This is a genomic window from Pseudomonas cichorii, from assembly GCF_003700275.1.
GTDB lineage: Bacteria > Pseudomonadota > Gammaproteobacteria > Pseudomonadales > Pseudomonadaceae > Aquipseudomonas > Aquipseudomonas cichorii_B.
In genome coordinates this window covers 40,569-58,734 of record NZ_RBRE01000016.1, presented here as the reverse complement: position 1 = coordinate 58,734, position 18,166 = coordinate 40,569, and the positions used below count along the sequence as shown (strand labels likewise).

General features: G+C 58.0%; 19 protein-coding genes. 9 read left to right on the top strand and 10 right to left on the bottom strand.

What is annotated here, in order from left to right:
• The first annotated feature begins 14 nt into the window (after window positions 1-14).
• Entirely contained in the window at window positions 15-734 is a 720-nt protein-coding gene (locus ALQ04_RS04420) for a WbqC family protein (protein WP_122314644.1), read from the top strand.
• Between the two features lie 22 nt (window positions 735-756).
• On the opposite strand, the gene ALQ04_RS04415 is transcribed toward ALQ04_RS04420, so the two are convergent.
• The 4 genes from ALQ04_RS04415 to ALQ04_RS04400 form a co-directional block, all read right to left on the bottom strand.
• On the bottom strand, window positions 757-1,347 hold the full coding sequence (locus ALQ04_RS04415; protein WP_147466561.1) for a hypothetical protein: 591 nt from the start codon (window positions 1,345-1,347) through the stop codon (window positions 757-759).
• A gap of 181 nt (window positions 1,348-1,528) precedes the next feature.
• A complete protein-coding gene (locus tag ALQ04_RS04410; protein WP_122314642.1) occupies window positions 1,529-2,053 on the bottom strand; it encodes a DUF2937 family protein in 525 nt (174 codons plus the stop codon).
• 29 nt (window positions 2,054-2,082) lie between these two features.
• On the bottom strand, window positions 2,083-2,868 hold the full coding sequence (locus ALQ04_RS04405) for a class II glutamine amidotransferase (RefSeq protein ID WP_122314641.1): 786 nt from the start codon (window positions 2,866-2,868) through the stop codon (window positions 2,083-2,085).
• Window positions 2,869-2,975: 107 nt separating this feature from the next.
• Complete coding sequence (locus tag ALQ04_RS04400; RefSeq protein ID WP_122314723.1) at window positions 2,976-3,446, bottom strand: MFS transporter; 471 nt, start codon at window positions 3,444-3,446, stop codon at window positions 2,976-2,978.
• Window positions 3,447-3,575: 129 nt separating this feature from the next.
• On the opposite strand from ALQ04_RS04400, the gene ALQ04_RS04395 reads away from it, so the two are divergent.
• The 7 genes from ALQ04_RS04395 (at window position 3,576) to ALQ04_RS04365 (ending at window position 10,424) form a co-directional block, all read left to right on the top strand.
• On the top strand, window positions 3,576-5,633 hold the full coding sequence (locus ALQ04_RS04395) for a S9 family peptidase (RefSeq protein ID WP_122314640.1): 2,058 nt from the start codon (window positions 3,576-3,578) through the stop codon (window positions 5,631-5,633).
• Between the two features lie 80 nt (window positions 5,634-5,713).
• Window positions 5,714-6,190, top strand: coding sequence for a cyclic nucleotide-binding domain-containing protein (locus tag ALQ04_RS04390; RefSeq protein WP_122314639.1), 477 nt, complete (start codon window positions 5,714-5,716; stop codon window positions 6,188-6,190).
• Between the two features lie 68 nt (window positions 6,191-6,258).
• A complete protein-coding gene (locus ALQ04_RS04385; protein ID WP_122314638.1) occupies window positions 6,259-6,630 on the top strand; it encodes a YajD family HNH nuclease in 372 nt (123 codons plus the stop codon).
• A gap of 194 nt (window positions 6,631-6,824) precedes the next feature.
• Window positions 6,825-8,540, top strand: a complete 1,716-nt coding sequence (locus tag ALQ04_RS04380) for a copper resistance system multicopper oxidase (RefSeq protein ID WP_122314637.1) — start codon at window positions 6,825-6,827, stop codon at window positions 8,538-8,540.
• Between the two features lie 43 nt (window positions 8,541-8,583).
• Window positions 8,584-9,426, top strand: a complete 843-nt coding sequence (locus ALQ04_RS04375; RefSeq protein WP_147466565.1) for a copper resistance protein B — start codon at window positions 8,584-8,586, stop codon at window positions 9,424-9,426.
• A gap of 56 nt (window positions 9,427-9,482) precedes the next feature.
• Window positions 9,483-9,971 carry an RNA methyltransferase gene (locus ALQ04_RS04370; RefSeq protein WP_122314722.1) on the top strand — a complete coding sequence of 163 codons (489 nt, stop codon included), beginning with the start codon at window positions 9,483-9,485 and terminating at the stop codon, window positions 9,969-9,971.
• A 75-nt stretch (window positions 9,972-10,046) separates the two neighbouring features.
• Window positions 10,047-10,424 (top strand): DUF2892 domain-containing protein, encoded by a 378-nt coding sequence (locus ALQ04_RS04365; RefSeq protein WP_122314635.1) that lies wholly within the window; start codon window positions 10,047-10,049, stop codon window positions 10,422-10,424.
• A 6-nt stretch (window positions 10,425-10,430) separates the two neighbouring features.
• On the opposite strand, the gene ALQ04_RS04360 is transcribed toward ALQ04_RS04365, so the two are convergent.
• Complete coding sequence (locus ALQ04_RS04360) at window positions 10,431-10,880, bottom strand: YcgN family cysteine cluster protein (protein WP_122314634.1); 450 nt, start codon at window positions 10,878-10,880, stop codon at window positions 10,431-10,433.
• A gap of 210 nt (window positions 10,881-11,090) precedes the next feature.
• Here ALQ04_RS04360 and ALQ04_RS04355 point away from each other — a divergent pair, with 210 nt between their 5' ends.
• Window positions 11,091-11,684, top strand: a complete 594-nt coding sequence (locus ALQ04_RS04355) for a nitroreductase family protein (protein ID WP_122314633.1) — start codon at window positions 11,091-11,093, stop codon at window positions 11,682-11,684.
• 68 nt (window positions 11,685-11,752) lie between these two features.
• Here the strand turns inward: ALQ04_RS04355 and ALQ04_RS04350 are convergent, their stop codons facing one another.
• The 5 genes from ALQ04_RS04350 to ALQ04_RS04330 all read right to left on the bottom strand — a co-directional run bounded on the left by ALQ04_RS04350 (window position 11,753) and on the right by ALQ04_RS04330 (window position 18,023).
• The gene (locus ALQ04_RS04350) at window positions 11,753-12,685 is read right to left on the bottom strand and encodes a D-2-hydroxyacid dehydrogenase (protein ID WP_122314632.1); all 933 of its coding nucleotides are present in this window, start codon (window positions 12,683-12,685) and stop codon (window positions 11,753-11,755) included.
• Between the two features lie 109 nt (window positions 12,686-12,794).
• A complete protein-coding gene (locus tag ALQ04_RS04345) occupies window positions 12,795-13,088 on the bottom strand; it encodes a YcgL domain-containing protein (RefSeq protein ID WP_122314631.1) in 294 nt (97 codons plus the stop codon).
• Window positions 13,085-14,218 carry a ribonuclease D gene (gene rnd, locus ALQ04_RS04340; protein WP_122314630.1) on the bottom strand — a complete coding sequence of 378 codons (1,134 nt, stop codon included), beginning with the start codon at window positions 14,216-14,218 and terminating at the stop codon, window positions 13,085-13,087. Before rnd ends, ALQ04_RS04345 begins: the two co-directional genes overlap by 4 nt.
• 215 nt (window positions 14,219-14,433) lie before the next feature.
• A complete protein-coding gene (locus ALQ04_RS04335) occupies window positions 14,434-16,086 on the bottom strand; it encodes a phosphoethanolamine transferase (protein ID WP_122314629.1) in 1,653 nt (550 codons plus the stop codon).
• Window positions 16,087-16,331: 245 nt separating this feature from the next.
• On the bottom strand, window positions 16,332-18,023 hold the full coding sequence (locus tag ALQ04_RS04330) for an NAD-dependent malic enzyme (RefSeq protein WP_122314628.1): 1,692 nt from the start codon (window positions 18,021-18,023) through the stop codon (window positions 16,332-16,334).
• Window positions 18,024-18,166 lie beyond the last annotated feature (143 nt).

Here is an 18,166-nt window from a genome sequence, read left to right as displayed (position 1 = left end):
CTTCGTGGGTACCCATGACCAATACTCTGGGCATCATGCAGCCCTATTTCTTTCCTTACCTCGGTTACTTCCAGCTTATCGCCTCGGTCGAACAGGGGATCATCTTCGATATCGTCAAATACAAGCGCAAAAGCTGGATGAACCGCAATCGAATGCTCGATGGCAAGGGCGGCTGGCAATACATGACTGTGCCGGTGAAAGCCTATGACGGCATGCTGATCAAGGACGCGGAAGTCATCGATCACGCCACGTCATTGCGACGCATCCGGGGTCAACTCGAGCACTACCATGACAAAGCCCCCTTCTATCGCCAGGCCCTGCAACTGGTCGAACTGACCTTCGACTCGGTACGCTCGAAAAGCATTGGCGAACTGAGTGCCCGCTCTCTGGAAGTCGTATGCAACTACCTGGGAATGGAGTTCAACTGGACAACCTGCTCGGAAATGAAACTGGACCTGCCGCCCATCCAGCATGCCGGCCAATGGGCACTGGAAATCAGCAGCCTGATGGGCGCCCGACGCTACATCAACGCACCGGGCGGACGCGAGATACTCATACCCCGGGAATGGGAAGACCGGGGAATAGAACTGCGCTTCCTGCAACCCGAACCCCTGCAATACCCGACAGCGCCCTACAGCTTCGTGGAAAACCTCTCCATTCTCGATGTCCTGATGTGGAATGAGCCTGAGGTTGTCGCGCAGTACATTCGGCACAATACGGTGTGTGTTGTTTGAACTGTAGACATATAAAGTGGTGTCAATGACAATCCGCTTTCTCGGGAGCAAAGTATCTTGCGTAAAAGGCACTCCGTCCTTCCAGAGTAAAATCAATAACACTGGCCACCATCCTGACGTACTCCAGGGCCAGCGTTCTCAAGTTTTCGTTTTCATTCAGCAGGTTCGTAAAAAAGTTCTCCTGCACTTGATTTGATTTTCCGGGCAAAAGCACCGGCCTGAACTCCCCAGCTTCATTTATCGAAAATTTCAAGTCTTGCTCGGTCAACTCTGCCCTTGATTCCTGTAGTGTTTTTTTGATCTCAAAAACGACATCACTGATCTTGTCTGACAGCGACTCAGTGACGCAGACCCTTGCATTTATTTTTGCTTGTTCATAGGCCTCTCGAAAAGTCCACATCTTGAAATAAACACCGCCAGTATCACTTGTGCCCCCACTACTGACCATATCTGATTCATGGTAGATAGCAGCCGGAGGTGGCTTTTTGAATTCAGCCTGGCAGGAGGCCTCCGTCAGTTCGTCCAGTTCGCCATCCAGCTTGGCCTTGTCGTAAGCGATCTTTAGCGCTTCTCTGTAAGTAAGGCGCTGGTCAACTATCAACGTGATATTCATGTACATAATCCTTCATGCTGTTGTCATCACTTTTTATGACGGCAGCCAACAGAAAAATTCGACCTGACTCTACTGCATGAAAACGCCGAGTACGTTGAGTGAAACCAGCTACAAAATGCCTATATAAAAAAACCGGCTGGTCAGCCGGTTTTTTTATTTATCGATAGAACTGAAGAGTTCTTCAGCGCCAATCCCGGTTCAATGCGGGCTTGCGTCGCCCGCCGGTCACTACCCAGCCCAGCAGCAGGAAGAAACTTTCAATCAGCAGTGCCAGCAGCAATGCAGAAATGATGCCCCAGGCAATCACTTCAGGCGCCAACAGCACTTGCCAGGTGTAGCCATTGAAGGTTTCGCGGCGGATATCGGGATCGGCCGAGGTCGCGACATACCAGGCTCGGGAATACCACGAGCCCTGCAGGCCGAGCCATTGGCGTTCAAGCACGTGGGTGCGGGTCAACAGCGAGCTGATGCTGTCGGCATCGCTGCGAAACACCGGGTCTTCACTGTTGCGATAGTGCTGGATCAAGGCCTGCACATCGCCCTTGAAGAACTGCTGTGCGGTTGCGTTGTAACCCTTGATGGCCTGCTGCGCCTCGATCAGATGCGCTTCGACTCGCTTGCTGTAGTCACTGATGAACCCCGGAACCTGAACCCCCACCAGCAGGCCAGTGGTGAACAAGACCAATCGCAGATAACTTCGCAGCATTTAGATCCCTCTTGTTGGTTGTGCGAGTTTTACATCGGGGTGTCGGTTGAGCCCTGGGTCACGCATTCGCCCTTGCGCCACAGACCCCATTGACCGGGCTCATAGCGATTCCAGGTTTCGTTCTCGGTCAGCGGTTCGGTGGCAATCACCGTCACGACGTCATGCGGCGTGGTTTCTGCCTGGAAGTCGACGATCATGTCGACATCTTTCAGGCGGGCCGGACCAAAGGGTGCGCGGCGGGTGATCTGCACCAGTTTGCTACTGCAGAAACAGAACAGCCAGTCGCCATCACTGAGCAGGCAGTTGAACACACCCTTGCCACGGTATTCGGCGCAGGCTTCGATCAGGGAAGGCAGCAGTTGTTCGATCTCCACCGGCTCGGGAAACGCTTCGCGCACCCGGTTGAGCAGGTCACAGAAAGCCGCCTCGCTGTCGGTATCGCCCACAGGACGATAAAAGGTAGCACGCGGGTTGAAATCAGCCAGTTGGCCGTTGTGGGCAAAGCACCAGTTACGTCCCCACAGCTCACGCACGAACGGATGAGTGTTGGACAGGCAGACCTTGCCGACATTGGCCTGACGAATATGGCCGATGACCACTTCGCTCTTGATCGGATAGCGCTGGACCAGTTGGGCGACTTCCGATTCACTGCTGGCCGCCGGGTCCTGAAACAGACGCAGGCCACGCCCTTCATAGAACGCGATCCCCCAGCCATCGCGATGCGGACCGGTGCGCCCGCCCCTCTGCATCAGCCCGGTAAAGCTGAAAACGATATCGGTCGGGACATTGGCGCTCATGCCCAGTAATTCACACATGCTCAGGTTCTCGCTTCAATACGTGCTTCACGCTTGCCAACGAAGCGGGTTACCGGGTTTTGTACATAAAGCGGCTGCGCTCGGTCATGCGGCTTTTCGTACAGAGCCTACAACCGGGGCTCGACTCGCCCACGACTCGCGGTACCGGTCGGTGCGGCTGGCTTGCGGGCATAGCGCTCATCACGGGCAAAGGGTTCGTCATCCGCTTCTTCAGGTTCGGCCACCGGCGCGGGCTGGCTCGTCTTGCGGTTTTTTTCAATGGGCCAGCGCACCAGCACGAACACCAGATAGGCGACAAAGGCAAACATGCCATAGGTAGCCAGATCGATGATCGCACTCCAGACATTGCTGCCGACCTTGAACAGCAGGTCGAGTGCCGTGACAGCCACGGCAGGCGCGAACAGTTCCTTGGCCGGATCGACGATGGTCGGCGTGAACAGCAGCACCGCAACCAGCACCCGCAGCGGCTCTTTCAGGTAGCGCCACATCCAGCCGGTCATCAAAAACCACACCAGCAGGCAGCCCAATGCTGCAAATGCATAGAGGCCCCAGCCGATCAGATAGTCGTTTTCAGTCATGTCGTCCGTGGTAAGGCAGGTAAATAGGCGCTTATGATAACGGCTTTTCACTGGCCCGGCTCGCCCGGCTTCAGTAATCGGTGCCTCATGCCTGTAGCCACCGCGACTTCACTTCAAAGAGAGCCCAGCATGTCCTTCTCGAATGCCACTTCCAGTGCCCCGATCGCTCGCAAGGCCGACGGCCGCGATCCGTATGCCTGGCTCCAGAATCGCGACAGCGATGAGGTGCTCGATTACCTCAAGGCCGAAAACGACTACCAGGAGCAGCAACTGGCCGATCAGGCGGCGTTGCGCGAAACCCTGTTCCAGGAAATCAAGGGCCGGATTCTGGAGACAGACCTGTCGCTGCCCTCGCCATGGGGTCCGTATCTGTATTACACGCGCACCACTGAAGGTGACGAATACGCCCGTCACTATCGCTGCCCGCGTCCGGCGGATGGCTCGAACAGTGTCGACGAAAGCCATGAACAACTGCTGCTGGACCCCAATGTGCTGGCCAATGGCGGATTCTTCTCTCTGGGTGCCTTCAGCATCAGCCCGGACCATCAGCGCCTGGCCTACAGCCTCGACACCACGGGCGAAGAGGTCTACCGGCTTTACGTCAAGGAACTGGACAACGACCAGGTCAGCAGTCTGCCGTTCGAGGATTGCGATGGCAGCATGACCTGGGCCAACGACAGCCAGACGCTGTTCTTCGGTGAACTGGACGACACCCACCGTCCGCACAAGCTCTATCGCCATCGCCTGGGCAACGACTCGGCCGACCTGGTGTTCAACGAACCGGACGGGCGTTTCTTCCTGCATTGCTTCCGAAGCAGTTCGGAGCGCCAGTTGGTGCTGTTGCTCAACAGCAAGACCACCAGCGAAGCCTGGGTGCTGGATGCCGAGCATCCCGAGCAGGCCTTTGTCTGCATGGCCGAACGAGTCGAGGGCCATGAATACTTTCCCGATCATGGCCAGCTCGATGGCGTCTGGAGCTGGTTTATTCGCAGCAACCAGAGCGGTATCAACTTCGCGCTGTATCAGGCGGCAGAAACAGCCAGCGGCGTTCCGGCCCGCACTGACTGGCAAACCCTGGTTGCGCACAGCGATTCAGTGATGCTTGAAGGTCTGAGCCTCAATGCCAAAAGCCTTACCCTGAGCCTGCGCGAAGGCGGTCTGCCGATCATCGAGGTTCGCCCACAGGGTCTGCCGGCCTATCGCGTGCAATTGCCCGACGCGGCCTACAGCCTTTATGTGCAGGACTCACTGGAATTCGACAGTGACTGCATTCGTCTGCGCTATCAGTCCCTCAATCGCCCGCCACAGGTTCGCCAGTTGACGCTGGCCAGCGGCGCGCAGGTGGTTCTCAAGGAAACCCCGGTCCTTGGCACTTTCGATGCCGATGCCTATGTCAGCCAGCGCCTCTGGGCAACCGCCAGCGATGGCACTCAGGTGCCGATCAGTCTGGTAATCAAGCGCGAGTTGCTGGGCCAGGCCACCCCACTGTACCTGTATGGCTACGGCGCATACGGCGAAAGCCTCGACCCATGGTTTTCCCACGCCCGCCTGAGCCTGCTGGACCGGGGCGTGGCTTTTGCGATTGCCCATGTGCGCGGCGGCGGTGAGCTGGGTGAAGCCTGGTACCGCAACGGCAAACAGGAACACAAGCAGAACACCTTTGGTGATTTCATTGCCTGCGCCGAACACCTGATCGCGCAAGGCCTGACCCGCGCCGAACAATTGGTGATCAGTGGCGGCAGTGCTGGCGGCCTGTTGATCGGCGCGGTCCTCAACCAGCGTCCAGAGCTGTTCAAGGCGGCGATTGCCGAAGTGCCGTTCGTGGACGTGCTCAATACCATGCTCGACCCTGAATTGCCGCTGACCGTCACCGAGTACGACGAATGGGGCAACCCACAGGATCCGCAAGTCCATGAACGCATCAGGGCCTATGCGCCTTACGAGAACGTCACAGCCCAGGCCTATCCGGCCACGCTGGTGATCGCCGGCTACAACGACAGCCGCGTGCAGTATTGGGAAGCCGCCAAGTGGGTTGCCAGGTTGCGCGATACCCGCACCGACGACAATCTGTTGCTGCTCAAGACCGAACTGGGTGCCGGCCATGGCGGCATGAGCGGCCGCTATCAGGGCCTGCGCGATGTGGCGCTGGAATACGGCTTTATCTTCAAGGTTTTGCAACTGGACTGAACTTGGACTGAAAAGTCTGTCTTAGTAGGAGTTGGGGAGCACGGAGTTGCTCCCTCTTCTTACCCATACAAGACCGAACCATGTCAGAACAACCGTCACACCTGAACAATGCCATACGCGACATGCTGCTGGACTGCGGCCTGTTCGATACCTTGCTGCCCGCCGACTACCTGACCGTCGCGGGCTATTTCAGCATCAGCGATATCCAGGAAGGTCAGAGTATTTTCAATGAAGGCGATGCCGGGACCTTCATGTGCATCATCGATCGCGGCACGGTTTCGGTACAGAAACTCAATCCCGAAGGCCAGCAGGTGGAAATCGCCACGCTGCGTCGCGGCCGGGCATTTGGCGAAATGGCGGTGCTGGATGGCGAGCGTCGTTCGGCCAGTTGCATCGCAGCGTCGGATTGCCAGTTGCTGAATCTGGGACGCGACTCGCTGGACAAGATGCTGGAAGAAGCGCCAAAGATCGCAGCAAAGATCATCCGCGCGCTGGCCATCTCCCTGTCCAAACGCTTGCGCATGGTTGACGGTCAATTGCTTTCTCAGCAGGTGTGAGTTTCCTCATCTGGCGCTAAACTTGTGCGCATTCCCGCTATCAATGCGCACACGACACAGGTGACACCATGAGCACGGCCAACCCTCCATCCAACACGTCCAAGCTGGACCGCATCCTGGCCGACGCTCAGCGCGACCGCGAAATGGGTTATCGCGACAAGGCCCTGCGCATGTATCCCCACGTCTGCGGACGTTGCGCACGTGAGTTCGCAGGCAAGCGCCTGAGCGAACTGACCGTGCACCATCGTGACCACAACCACGACAACAATCCGCAGGACGGCTCGAACTGGGAATTGCTGTGCCTGTATTGCCACGACAACGAGCACTCGCGCTACACCGACCAGCAGTATTTCTCCGACAGCTCGCTCAGCACCCCGAAAGCCGCCAAGGCCACCCATAACCCGTTCGCGGCGCTGGCCGGGTTGATGAAGAAAGACTGAAGGCGCAGGAGCGGATTCAGTCGCGAAGACGGTATTCCAGACACCCTATCCTTTATGGATGTCCTGGCCTTTTCGCGAATGAATTCGCTCCTGCCCAAGCACCATGAACCTGACTGAAATGTAATCACCCGCCCTTCCCTGTTATGGCATCTTCCCGTCAGACAAGCACGCAACTGACTGGATACACCCTCTGCATGCACTCCAAGACATCAAGACGAAGCTTTGTGAAAGGACTTACCGCTGGCAGTCTGCTGGGCGGTATGGGGCTTTGGCACGCTCCGCTCCGGGCCGGTACTGACTCCAGTGAGCCAGGGATGCTGGCAGGCACCGAGTTCGATCTGTCCATCGAACAAAGCCCGGCCAATATCACCGGCAAGCCGAAAATGGCCATGACCATCAACGGCGGCATTCCCGGCCCTCTGCTGCGCTGGCGCGAAGGCGATACGGTAACGCTGCGCGTCAGGAACCGGCTCAAGGAAGCCACGTCCATTCATTGGCACGGCATCCTGCTGCCCGTCAACATGGACGGTGTTCCGGGCCTGAGCTTTGAGGGCATCGAGCCTGATGGCATGTATGTCTATCGGTTCAAGGTCCGGCAGAACGGCACTTACTGGTATCACAGCCATTCCGGCTTCCAGGAGCAGTCCGGGGTATACGGCCCGCTGGTGATCGATGCCAAAGAGCCCGAGCCCTTCGAGTACGAACGCGACTACGTGGTGATGCTCACGGACTGGACCGACGAAGATCCTGCCAGCCTGATGAAGAACCTCAAGAAGCAGGCGGATTACTACAACTACAACAAGCGTACCGTGGGTGATTTCATCCACGACGTCAGCGAGAAAGGCTGGGACGCGACAGTTGCCGACCGCACGATGTGGGCCGGGATGAAGATGAACCCGACCGATCTGGCCGACGTCAGCGCGGCGACCTACACCTACCTGATGAACGGCAAGGCCCCGGACATGAACTGGACCGGCGTGTTTCGCGCCGGCGAACGGATTCGGCTGCGCTTGATCAATGGCTCGTCCATGACCTACTTCGATGTGCGGATTCCCGGCCTGAAAATGACCGTGGTCGCCGCCGACGGCCTGCACGTCAAACCGGTCAGTGTCGATGAGTTGCGCATTGCCGTGGCCGAGACGTTCGACGTCATCGTCGAGCCTGATGCCGAGGCCTACACGCTATTCGCGCAATCCATGGACCGCACAGGTTTTGCGCGCGGCACACTGACCCGCAAGGCAGGGGCAACAGCGCCGGTGCCGCCTCTCGATCCGCGACCCTTGCTGGGCATGGGCGATATGGGCATGGACCACGGCAACATGGCTGGCATGAATCATCACGCCATGCATGACATGTCAGGCATGAAGCACAGCGCAACAGACGCCATGCAGTCCCATCCGGACACGGAAAACGACAATCCGCTGGTGGACATGCAAGCCATGAAAACCGCCCCGAAACTGGATGATCCGGGTATCGGCCTGCGAAATAACGGTCGCCGGGTCCTGACCTATGCAGACCTGCGCAGCACTTTCGAGGACCCGGACGGACGCGAACCGGGGCGCACCATCGAACTGCACCTCACCGGCCACATGGAAAAGTTCGCCTGGTCCTTCAACGGCGTGAAGTTCGCGGATGCCGAGCCATTGAAGCTCAAGTATGGCGAGCGCATCAGGATCGTGCTGGTCAACGACACCATGATGACGCACCCGATTCACCTGCATGGCATGTGGAGTGATCTTGAAGACGAGCACGGGCAATTCATGGTCCGCAAACACACCATCGACATGCCGCCAGGATCGAGGCGCAGTTATCGCGTCACCGCCGATGCCCTCGGGCGCTGGGCCTATCACTGCCATCTGCTCTACCACATGGAAACGGGCATGTTCCGTGAAGTGCGTGTGGAAGAATGAGAACCTCATCATGAACAGACTCCCTCACCCTGCCCGCCTGCTCATGGGCCTGGGCATGGCGCTCGGACCATTGATCGCTACGCCAGTCATGGCTGCCGACATGCACGGCATGGATCACAGCCAGCACGCCATCCATCATGGCAGTCCAGAGCCCGTCGGATCCACTGCTGGCCAGAGCCGCACGCCGATTCCCGAGCTGACCGATGCGGACCGAGCCGCCGTCTATACCAGTCATGCAGGCCACAAGGTCCACGATGACGCCATCAACACCTTCTTGCTGGCCGACAAGCTGGAATGGCAGGACGCCGATCAGGGCAGCAGCCTGGCCTGGGATCTCAAGGGCTGGGTGGGTGGTGATATCGATCGTCTGTGGCTGCGCTCCGAAGGCGAACGGACCTCAGGCAAGACCGAAAGCGCCGAGGTCCAGGCCTTGTGGGGACACTCGATCAGCCCTTGGTGGGATCTGGTCGCCGGTGCACGCCAGGATTTCAAACCCGGCGATCCGCAGACCTGGGCAGCCTTCGGCATCCAGGGCATGGCGCTGTCCAATTTCGAGGCCCAGGCCACTGCCTTCATCGGCGAGGCGGGCCAGAGCGCCGCACGCCTTGAAGGTGACTACGACCTGTTGCTGACCAACCGGCTGATCCTGCAACCCAGCGCCGAACTCAACCTGTACGGCAAGAATGATCCTCAACGCGGGATTGGCTCGGGCCTGGCCAATACCGAAGTCGGCCTGCGGCTGCGCTATGAAATCCGCAGGGAGTTTGCGCCTTACATTGGCGTGAGCTGGAAGCGGACTTACGGCAAGACCGCCGAGTATGCCCGTGAAGAAGGTGACGAGCGCAGTGAAGCCAGGCTGGTGTTGGGCGTGCGGATGTGGTTCTGACCGGCAGGCGTGCGTTCTGCCGTATAATCGCGCCTTTTACCCAGAGCACCCTTCACGTGGCAAACAAACGGTACGCCTGCATCGGCCTTTACAACCCAAAATCCCCGGAAAACGTCGGTTCGGTCATGCGTGCCGCGGGTTGTTATGGCGTGGCGTCGGTCTTCTATACCGGCAAACGCTATGAGCGCGCCCGGGACTTCATCACCGACACCAAGAAGATCCATCAGGACATTCCGCTGATCGGTATCGAAGACCTCAAAAGCATCCTGCCGCTGGGCTGCATTCCGGTTGCTGTGGAACTGGTGGACGGCGCTCGCGCCCTGCCCGAATACACCCACCCGGATCGCGCCCTGTACATCTTCGGCCCGGAAGACGGCTCGCTGGATCAGGAGATCCGCGACTGGTGCGAAGACGTGGTCTACATCCCCACCGAGGGTTGCATGAATCTGGCAGCGACCGTCAATGTCGTGCTCTATGACCGCATGGCCAAGGGTGTAAACACCCGCTCCGGCCCACAATTCGGCCGCGAAAAACCCGACCGTTGATGACAATGCAGTGAACAGTTTCACGGATGGGTAGTCAGTTTCGTTGAAGCGACTTATCAATCATGGAGAGCCATCATGCGCGACACCCCAATCATTGAAAGAATCGACACCCCCCGCTTGACCAATCAGCCGCAACAGAACGTCCAGGGCTGGGAGCGCATCGGCTCTCTGGCTGGCGGTGTAACGCTGATGGGCAAAGGGCTGCGCCGCGGCGGCCTGCTGGGCCTTGTGCAACTGGCAGTCGGTGGCGCGGTGCTGGCGCGTGGCATCACCGGACACTGCTCAGCCAAGAGCCTGATCGAAAAAAGCCGCAGCCACCTTCACGGAGCGCGTTCGGATATCGAGCGTGCGGGCGCCGAATTGAAGCAGCTCAAGGAAAATGCCGAGCAAGCCGCCAGGACTGCGGCCATCAACGGCATCGATGCGCTTAAAGATCCAAAAACCGGCATCTGAAAACCGCTAGCCGGCGCGAAAGATCAGATAATCCTCCCAGTCGTCCTCGGGCACGCTGTTCTCGCTGAGCATGCGTCCCGACTGGGAAATTCGTTCGTGATGCACCGCTTCGCGATCACCGCACACCAGATGGTGCCAGAGCGGTAGATCCTTGCCCTCACTGACTAGGCGATATCCGCAGGTGGGCGGCAGCCATCTGAATTCGTCGGCCTGACCGGGCGTGAGCTGGATGCAGTCCGGCACCGAAGCGCGACGATTGCTGTAATCGGAACACTGGCAGGTTTTCAGGTCCAGCAGCTTGCAGGCAATGCGCGTGTAGTAAACGCTGTTGTCGTCTTCATCTTCCAGCTTTTGCAGGCAGCACAGGCCGCAGCCATCGCACAACGACTCCCACTCGTCCTTGTCCAGTTGTTCGAGAGGTTTGCGTATCCAGAAGGGTTCAACTTTAGCGGCCATGGTTCGGACAACGGTATCAGCAATGAAAAGGCCGCCAGTCTAGTGGCACATCGGGTGCGGGCCAAGCACTTGCGACTGCCGGTATCTTCACTTGTCAGAAACCAGGCAAGGCAGTAGCGTTAGGACACTTTTTTGCCAGCTCCAGACGATGCCTGCCGACCACGGCCCATCACCTCAAGCTCACTTTCCCTTTGCTGTGACAGGACTTTCATGAGTATCAACGAACGTATTGCCGACCACGCCATTGACCCACAATTCACCAATCGCTGGTCACCTCGCGCCTTCACCGGCGAAAGCATTCCACAGGAGACCCTGCTGAGCTTCTTTGAAGCCGCACGCTGGGCGCCCTCGGCCTACAACTCGCAGCCATGGCGTTTCCTTTATGCGCGTCGCGACACGCCAAACTGGGAGCGCTACCTGGGTCTGCTCAATGAGTTCAACCGCAACTGGGCACAGCACGCTTCGGCGCTGGTGATCGTCATCTCCAAAACCACCTTCATCGCCCCGGGCGCAACTGAAGAAAGCCCGGCGCTGTGGCACACCTTCGATACCGGTTCGGCCTGGGGTTACCTGGCTCTGCAAGCGAGCCTGAGCGGCTGGTACACCCACGGTATGGCAGGCTTCGATCAGGACCTGACCCGCAAGGAGCTGAACATTCCGGAAGGTTATGTGCTGCATGCAGCCGTTGCCATCGGCAAACTGGGCGACAAATCGACCCTGCCGGAATACCTGCAAAACCGCGAAGTGCCAAGCCCGCGCAAACCGTTGGCCGAGCTGGCTGCCGAAGGCGATTTTTCGCTGTAGGTTTTAGAGCGAAAAGCTGCAAGCCCCAAGCCTCAGACTTATAGCTTGAGGCTTGTAGCCAAACCGGCTCAATAACCCCGAGAAAAATCCACTTCCCCGCGCAACGGCTCACCTGCCTCAAAAGCCTTCAGGTTGTCGACGAACAATTCGGTCATGGCCACCGGTGAGGTGGGTGCCGAACTGTGCCCGGTCAACAGCAGGCCATAGGCGGTCCAGAATGGATGGCGCTGCGGCAGCGGCTCCTGACGGCAGACGTCAATCACCGCCCCGGCCAGGTGCCCTTCCTTCAAGGCTTCGACCAGATCCGCATCGACCACCGCTACACCACGCCCGACGTTGATGAACAACGCCGACGGCTTGAAGCTGGCGAACAGTTTCGCGTCGTACAGATCGTGGGTTTGCGGGGTATTGGGCAGCAGGTTGATGACGTAGTCCATGTCAGCGACCATCTGCTCCAGGTCCGCCAGCGCGCCGACTTCAACGAAAGGCTCCTGGGTGCGTGCCTGCGAGGCCACACCGTAGACCTGCACGCCAAAGGGCCGCAGAAACTGCGCCACACACTGGCCGATATCACCCGCGCCAACAATCAACGCCTTGCGACCGGACAGGCTGTTGCCCGGACGATTATCCCATTTCCGCTCGACCTGGCTCATCAGACGAGCCAGGACTTCACGTTCGTGACCGAGCATGTAGGTCAACAGGAACTCGGCCATGACCTGACCGAAAATGCCGACGGCCCGGGTCAACCGATAATCCCTGGATACGCCTTCCACCAGCAACGGAGTCACCCCCGCCCAGGTCGATTGCAACCATTGTGGCTTGTGTCCCTGACGTAACAGATTGGCCAGCAGATCAGGCTGTCCTAGCCAGACCGGGCATTCGCTGGCCATGCGAGACAGCTCGGCAGAATCGCCGCTGCTCATGACTTCCACTTCAGGCGCTGCCTTGCGCAACAATTGGGTGTAGATGGGGTAATCGTGTTCGGCAATCAGAACGCGCATGTTTCAAAAACCTTAGAGACGGGACAAACAACCCACAACAGAGCCGGGCCGCTCAACCCTGCTGCGAAAGCAGGCGGACGAGAGCGGCGGCGGATTGCGGCACAACGGATCAGACAGGATCGTTGCGACGCAACAACTCTTCGGGCAAGTGCTGGATGTATTCCTCTTCGGCAGGCGGCATCTGCAAGTGATAGCCCTGCGTGTCGAGGTTCTCCAGCACCTTGTTGATATCTTCACGAGCCAGTGGCCGCTCGGGGCTGAGCACCAGATCGAAAGCATGATGAGGCGTGCCGAACGCAGCCAGCAACTCTACCGGTACACGCTTGAGCACATCGCTCTTGAGCACGTACAGGTACATTTCGTTCTTTTTCGTGCTGCGGTAAATGGAGCAGATACGTTTCAAGGCTGTTCTCCTGCATTGGCCAGGCTGTCGAGCAGCGCCTGACCCATTAATTCGCGACGCCAGCCACGCAGCGAATCGGGCAATGTATAGGGACCATCGGGATAACCGCTCTTGAGCAGCAATTCGAGCGTCTTCTTGCGCAGCATCAGCTCTGGAGCCATGTCCAGTTCCTCGGCGTATCGCTGGCCGATAGCACGCAGGCCCTTGAGGATACCGGCGGCATCGATCGGCAGCGGTTCGGGCAACGCAGGTGGCCACTGCTCTGGCGGCAGGCTGCCGGACTTCCTGATCAGCTCCAGCAGGAACTCACCATCCTGGCGCACGGTGCGTGGATGCATGTCTTCGATACGCGCCAGTGCTGCCAGGTTGTCCGGCTGCGTTCTGGCCAGCGGCCAGAGGGAGTGCTCACGCACAATCCGGTTGCGCGGCAGGTTGCGCGAACGCGCCTGAATCTCGCGCCAGGCACACAGCTCGCGCAATACCGCCAGTTGCGCCCGCGACAGCTTCCAGGCCAGCTTGGCGTCACGGTACGCCTCGTAGGGATCAACTTCACGGCGCAGGTTGGCGACCAGTTCCGCCCCGTCATCCAGCACCCAGAGGTATTTTTCGTCTGACAGACGTGGTCGCAACAGACCGAACAGCTCGGCCAGGTGCACTGCATCTTCGGCCGCATAGCTGATCTGGGTTTCCGACAACGGACGTTGCAGCCAATCGGAGCGGGTTTCGCCCTTGGGCAGGTCGATGTTCAGCACCTCCTGCACCAGACGCGAATAGCCCATGGAAAACCCGATGTTCAGGTATGCGGCGGCCAGTTGCGTGTCGAACAGCGGAACCGGCAGGCTGCCCGTCAGACGCAACAGCACTTCCAGGTCTTCGCTGCAGGCATGCACAACCTTGATGACGTCGGGGTTTTCCAGCAATGCGGACAAAGGTCGCCAATCGCTGATGAGCAGCGGATCGATCAACCAGGCGCTGGAGCCGTCGCCAATCTGCAGCAGCGCAGCAATCGGGTAAAAGGTGTCGACCCGCATGAACTCGGTATCGAGCGCGACAAATGGCAGCGACTGCCACTGCGCGCACTGTCGGGCGAGGCTGTCGTCGTCGCGAATCCAATGAATATCGATGGCCACACGGCTCTCCCTTTATCAATGGCGCGCAGTATATATCGCCATAGGAGGTTATCGCGCGTCTGTGCTGCAACTCTTGAATATCTTCATGGCAACAGGCGACAGACAGCAGGCCGACAATCCGTACAGAACCTGGCCCGAAACGGCGCATTCATGCGCCATGACGGGCTTGCGAGGCGCAACATGGCGTCCACACCATCACCGGAAAAAATGATCGGTTATTTACTGGCCGCCACATCAGTCTTGTCCATCATGCTTCGGCAGCCGGAAAACATATCCAGGCCGGGGACATAAGCCTTGGTATCGACCTTCAACAACCCGAGCATGGAATGAAACAGGTTGTCCTGACTCAGCGGCGCATTGCGCTCTTTGGCCAGACACTCCGGATTGACGGCAAAAGACTTCTGATAACTATCGGACAACCACACCATCATCGGTACATGCTTCTGTTGATCAGGCGCCAACATGTAAGGCGTACCATGCAGGAACAGATTATATTCACCCAGTGACTCGCCATGATCCGACAGATACAACATGGCGGTATCGACTTTATCCTGATGACTGCGCAATACATCGATCAATGTAGACAGGACATGATCGGTATAAAGCAGCGTATTGTCATAACCATTGATAATGGCTTCCCGGCTGCAGTTGTTCAGCGCATTGCTTTCACAGACCGGGGTAAACTTTTCAAAGGCCTTGGGATAGCGCTTGAAATACTCAGGCCCGTGACTGCCCATCTGGTGCAATACCAGCACGGTGTCCTTATCCAGGCTGTCGATAAACGCATCCAGGCCTTGCAGCAGAATCTCGTCATGGCATTCGTTATTGGCGCACAACAACGGATCCTTGAGGTTGCTGACATCCTGGAAAGCCACGCGATCACAGGTGCCCTTGCAGCCGGACTGGTTATCGCGCCATATCACTTCAAGACCGGCGCGCTTGAGCACATCCAGCAAGCCTTCCTGATTGCGGGCCCTGGTCGCGTTGTAGTCCTTGCGGCCCATATTGGAAAACATGCAGGGCACCGACACGGCTGTTTCAGTGCCACAGGAATACACATCGGTAAAGGCCACCAGACCGCTTTGCTTATTGAGCTTTGGCGTAGTGTTGCGCCCATAACCCAGAATGCCGAAGTTCTCTGCCCGCGCACTTTCACCAACGACCAGTACGGTCAGGGATTTACGGGTATGGGTTGACCAGTCCGGCGAGCGTTTGGCGTCTTGTCCAATCGCCAGAAACGGGCGCTGGGACGAGATGATCTGCTCGCTCAGATAACCAACCGATGCACCGATGTAATTGCTCGGCACAACCATCAGTCGCAGCTCATGGTGATTGCGGAACAGTGACGACAACCCTTGATAATTCGCCAACGCCACCCCGCCCATCGACACGGAACAGATCAGGCAGACCAGCACCTTGCTGAACAGCTCACGGTGCCAGCGACGATAGTTGATCGGGGTTTTCCACAGCAGCAAAGACGGCAGCACACCCAGCAAGAGGATGTACAGGGCGAGTTTCAAGGACAGCAAGCCTTGAACTTCAGTAGGGTTGGTTTCCGCAAAGTTGCGAAACATGCCGGCATCGATCATGACGCCATATTCATTCATGAAGTAAGCAACGCCGGCACTGGCAAGAAACAGTAAGATCAATACGGGCTTGAGCACCCGTTTGAAGGAAAGCAGGGTCAGAACGATATTGAATACACAGAAGACCATCACCCCGAAGGCAATGCGTATGGCGACACCCTGGGTGCTGCCTCCGGTAATTTCAAAAAGATGCTGCCAGAAATTGACATTAAAACCGAACAATAAAAAGGCACTGGCAAACAGCGTGACAACTTCGGGACGAACGGCTTTTATCTTCAGCATTTACAGTCTGCTTAGGTAATTTTCATTATGTACGGATTAAACCAGGCGGCCCATCCATGCGCAGACTTTAGGCGGGATTCTATCAATTTTTTGTGAAAAGAATGCAAACAACAGGTCGGATTAAACTTATTTCATCGTAGGAAAAAACCCTCAGGCAACCTCGGCTTTTTAAAAGCAGAATCCCCAATAAAAAAGCCCCTTCACAATCGGCTCGTGAAGGGGCTTTTATCAACAGCGCCGGTTAATCAGACCGAGCGACGACGATAGGCACGATACTCAGGCAACCAGAAGTTACGCTCGATGGCCGCCTGCAATACCTCATCCGAGGTTTCAAGGGCCAGACCTTCAGCCTGGGCCTCCCTGGCAACGGCCAGGGCGATCTTGCGACTGACCTGCTGGATGTCCTTGAGCGGCGGCAACACAGCGTCGCCAAGTCCGGACACCATCGGTGAACACTCCGCCAGCGCATTGGAAGCCGCCATCAGCATCCGGTCGGTGATGCGCGAAGCCTTGCAAGCCACCACACCCAGGCCGATGCCCGGGAAAATATAGGAGTTGTTGCACTGCGCGATATGAATCGTGCGGCCATTGATCTCGACCGGCGCAAACGGGCTGCCGGTGGCAACCAGGGCATTGCCGTCCGTCCAGCGCAGTATCTCTTCCGGCGTGGCTTCGACTTTCGAGGTCGGGTTCGACAGCGGCATGACCAGCGGCTTGGCACAATGCTTGTGCAGCTCACGGATCACTTGCTCGGTGAACAGGCCACGCTGCCCCGAGACGCCGATCAGAACCGTGGCCCCGGCATTGCTCACCACATCGAGCAATTGCGGGAAGGCGTCACCGCCCGCCGCCCAACCGGCCACATCACCCGCCTTCTGGGCCAGACGCTGCTGGAAGTCCAGCAGGTTATCCATGCCTTCGGTCAGCAAGCCGAACCGGTCGACCATGAAAATACGCTTACGCGCCTCGCTTTCGCTCAGCCCTTCGATCTTCATGGCCGCGATGATGTGTTCGGCAATGCCGCAACCGGCAGAACCGGCGCCCAGGAACACCACCTTCTGCTGGCCCAGCGTCTCATTCTTGGCCTTGCAGGCAGCCAGCAAGGTGCCCACGGCAACCGATGCCGTGCCCTGGATGTCATCGTTGAAACAGCACAGCTCGTCGCGATATTTCTCCAGCAACGGCATGGCGTTGGACTGGGCGAAATCCTCGAACTGCAGTAGCACATCCGGCCAGCGACGCTGAACGGCATCGATGAAGGACGCGATGAAGTCGTCATATTCCTTGCCGCTGACCCGCTCATGACGCCAGCCCATGTACATCGGGTCGTCGAGCAGTTCGCGGTTGTTGGTGCCGACATCGAGCACGATCGGCAGTGTGTAGGCCGGGCTGATGCCGCCACAGGCGGTGTACAGCGACAGCTTGCCAATCGGGATGCCCATGCCGCCGATGCCCTGGTCGCCCAGACCCAGAATGCGCTCGCTGTCGGTGACCACGATGATCTTGATCCGGTCCTTGGTGGCGCTGCGCAGAATGTCGTCGATGCGGTCGCGCTCGGGGTAGGAAATGAACAGCCCACGGTGCGTACGGTAGATCTTCGAGAATTCCTGGCACGCCTGGCCGACCGTTGGCGTGTAAATGATCGGCAGCATCTCGTCGAGATGCGAGTCCAGCAGGCGGAAGAACAATGTCTCGTTGTTGTCCTGGATTGAGCGCAGATAAATATGCTTGTCCAGATCGGTAGCGCACTGCTTGTACTGGCTGTACACGCGAGTCACTTGCTCTTCGATCGTCTCTACGTTCTGCGGCAGCAGCCCGATGAGGTTGAATTCGACCCGCTCTTGCGGGGTAAAAGCACTGCCCTTGTTCAGCAGGGGCATTTCCAGCAGCGAGGGGCCGGCATAGGAAATGTATAAAGGTCGCGAAGTGTTGGTCATTTTTTCTAATCGCCTTTTTCGTCTACTCATTGGTTCTGGGTATCGACCGGGGCGGGCAGCCTGGCGTTGCCAGTTCTCTATCAGGCCATTCCGGACATAAAAATCGGATGCCACATATTACTCTCGATAGAGCGAGTTGCGAC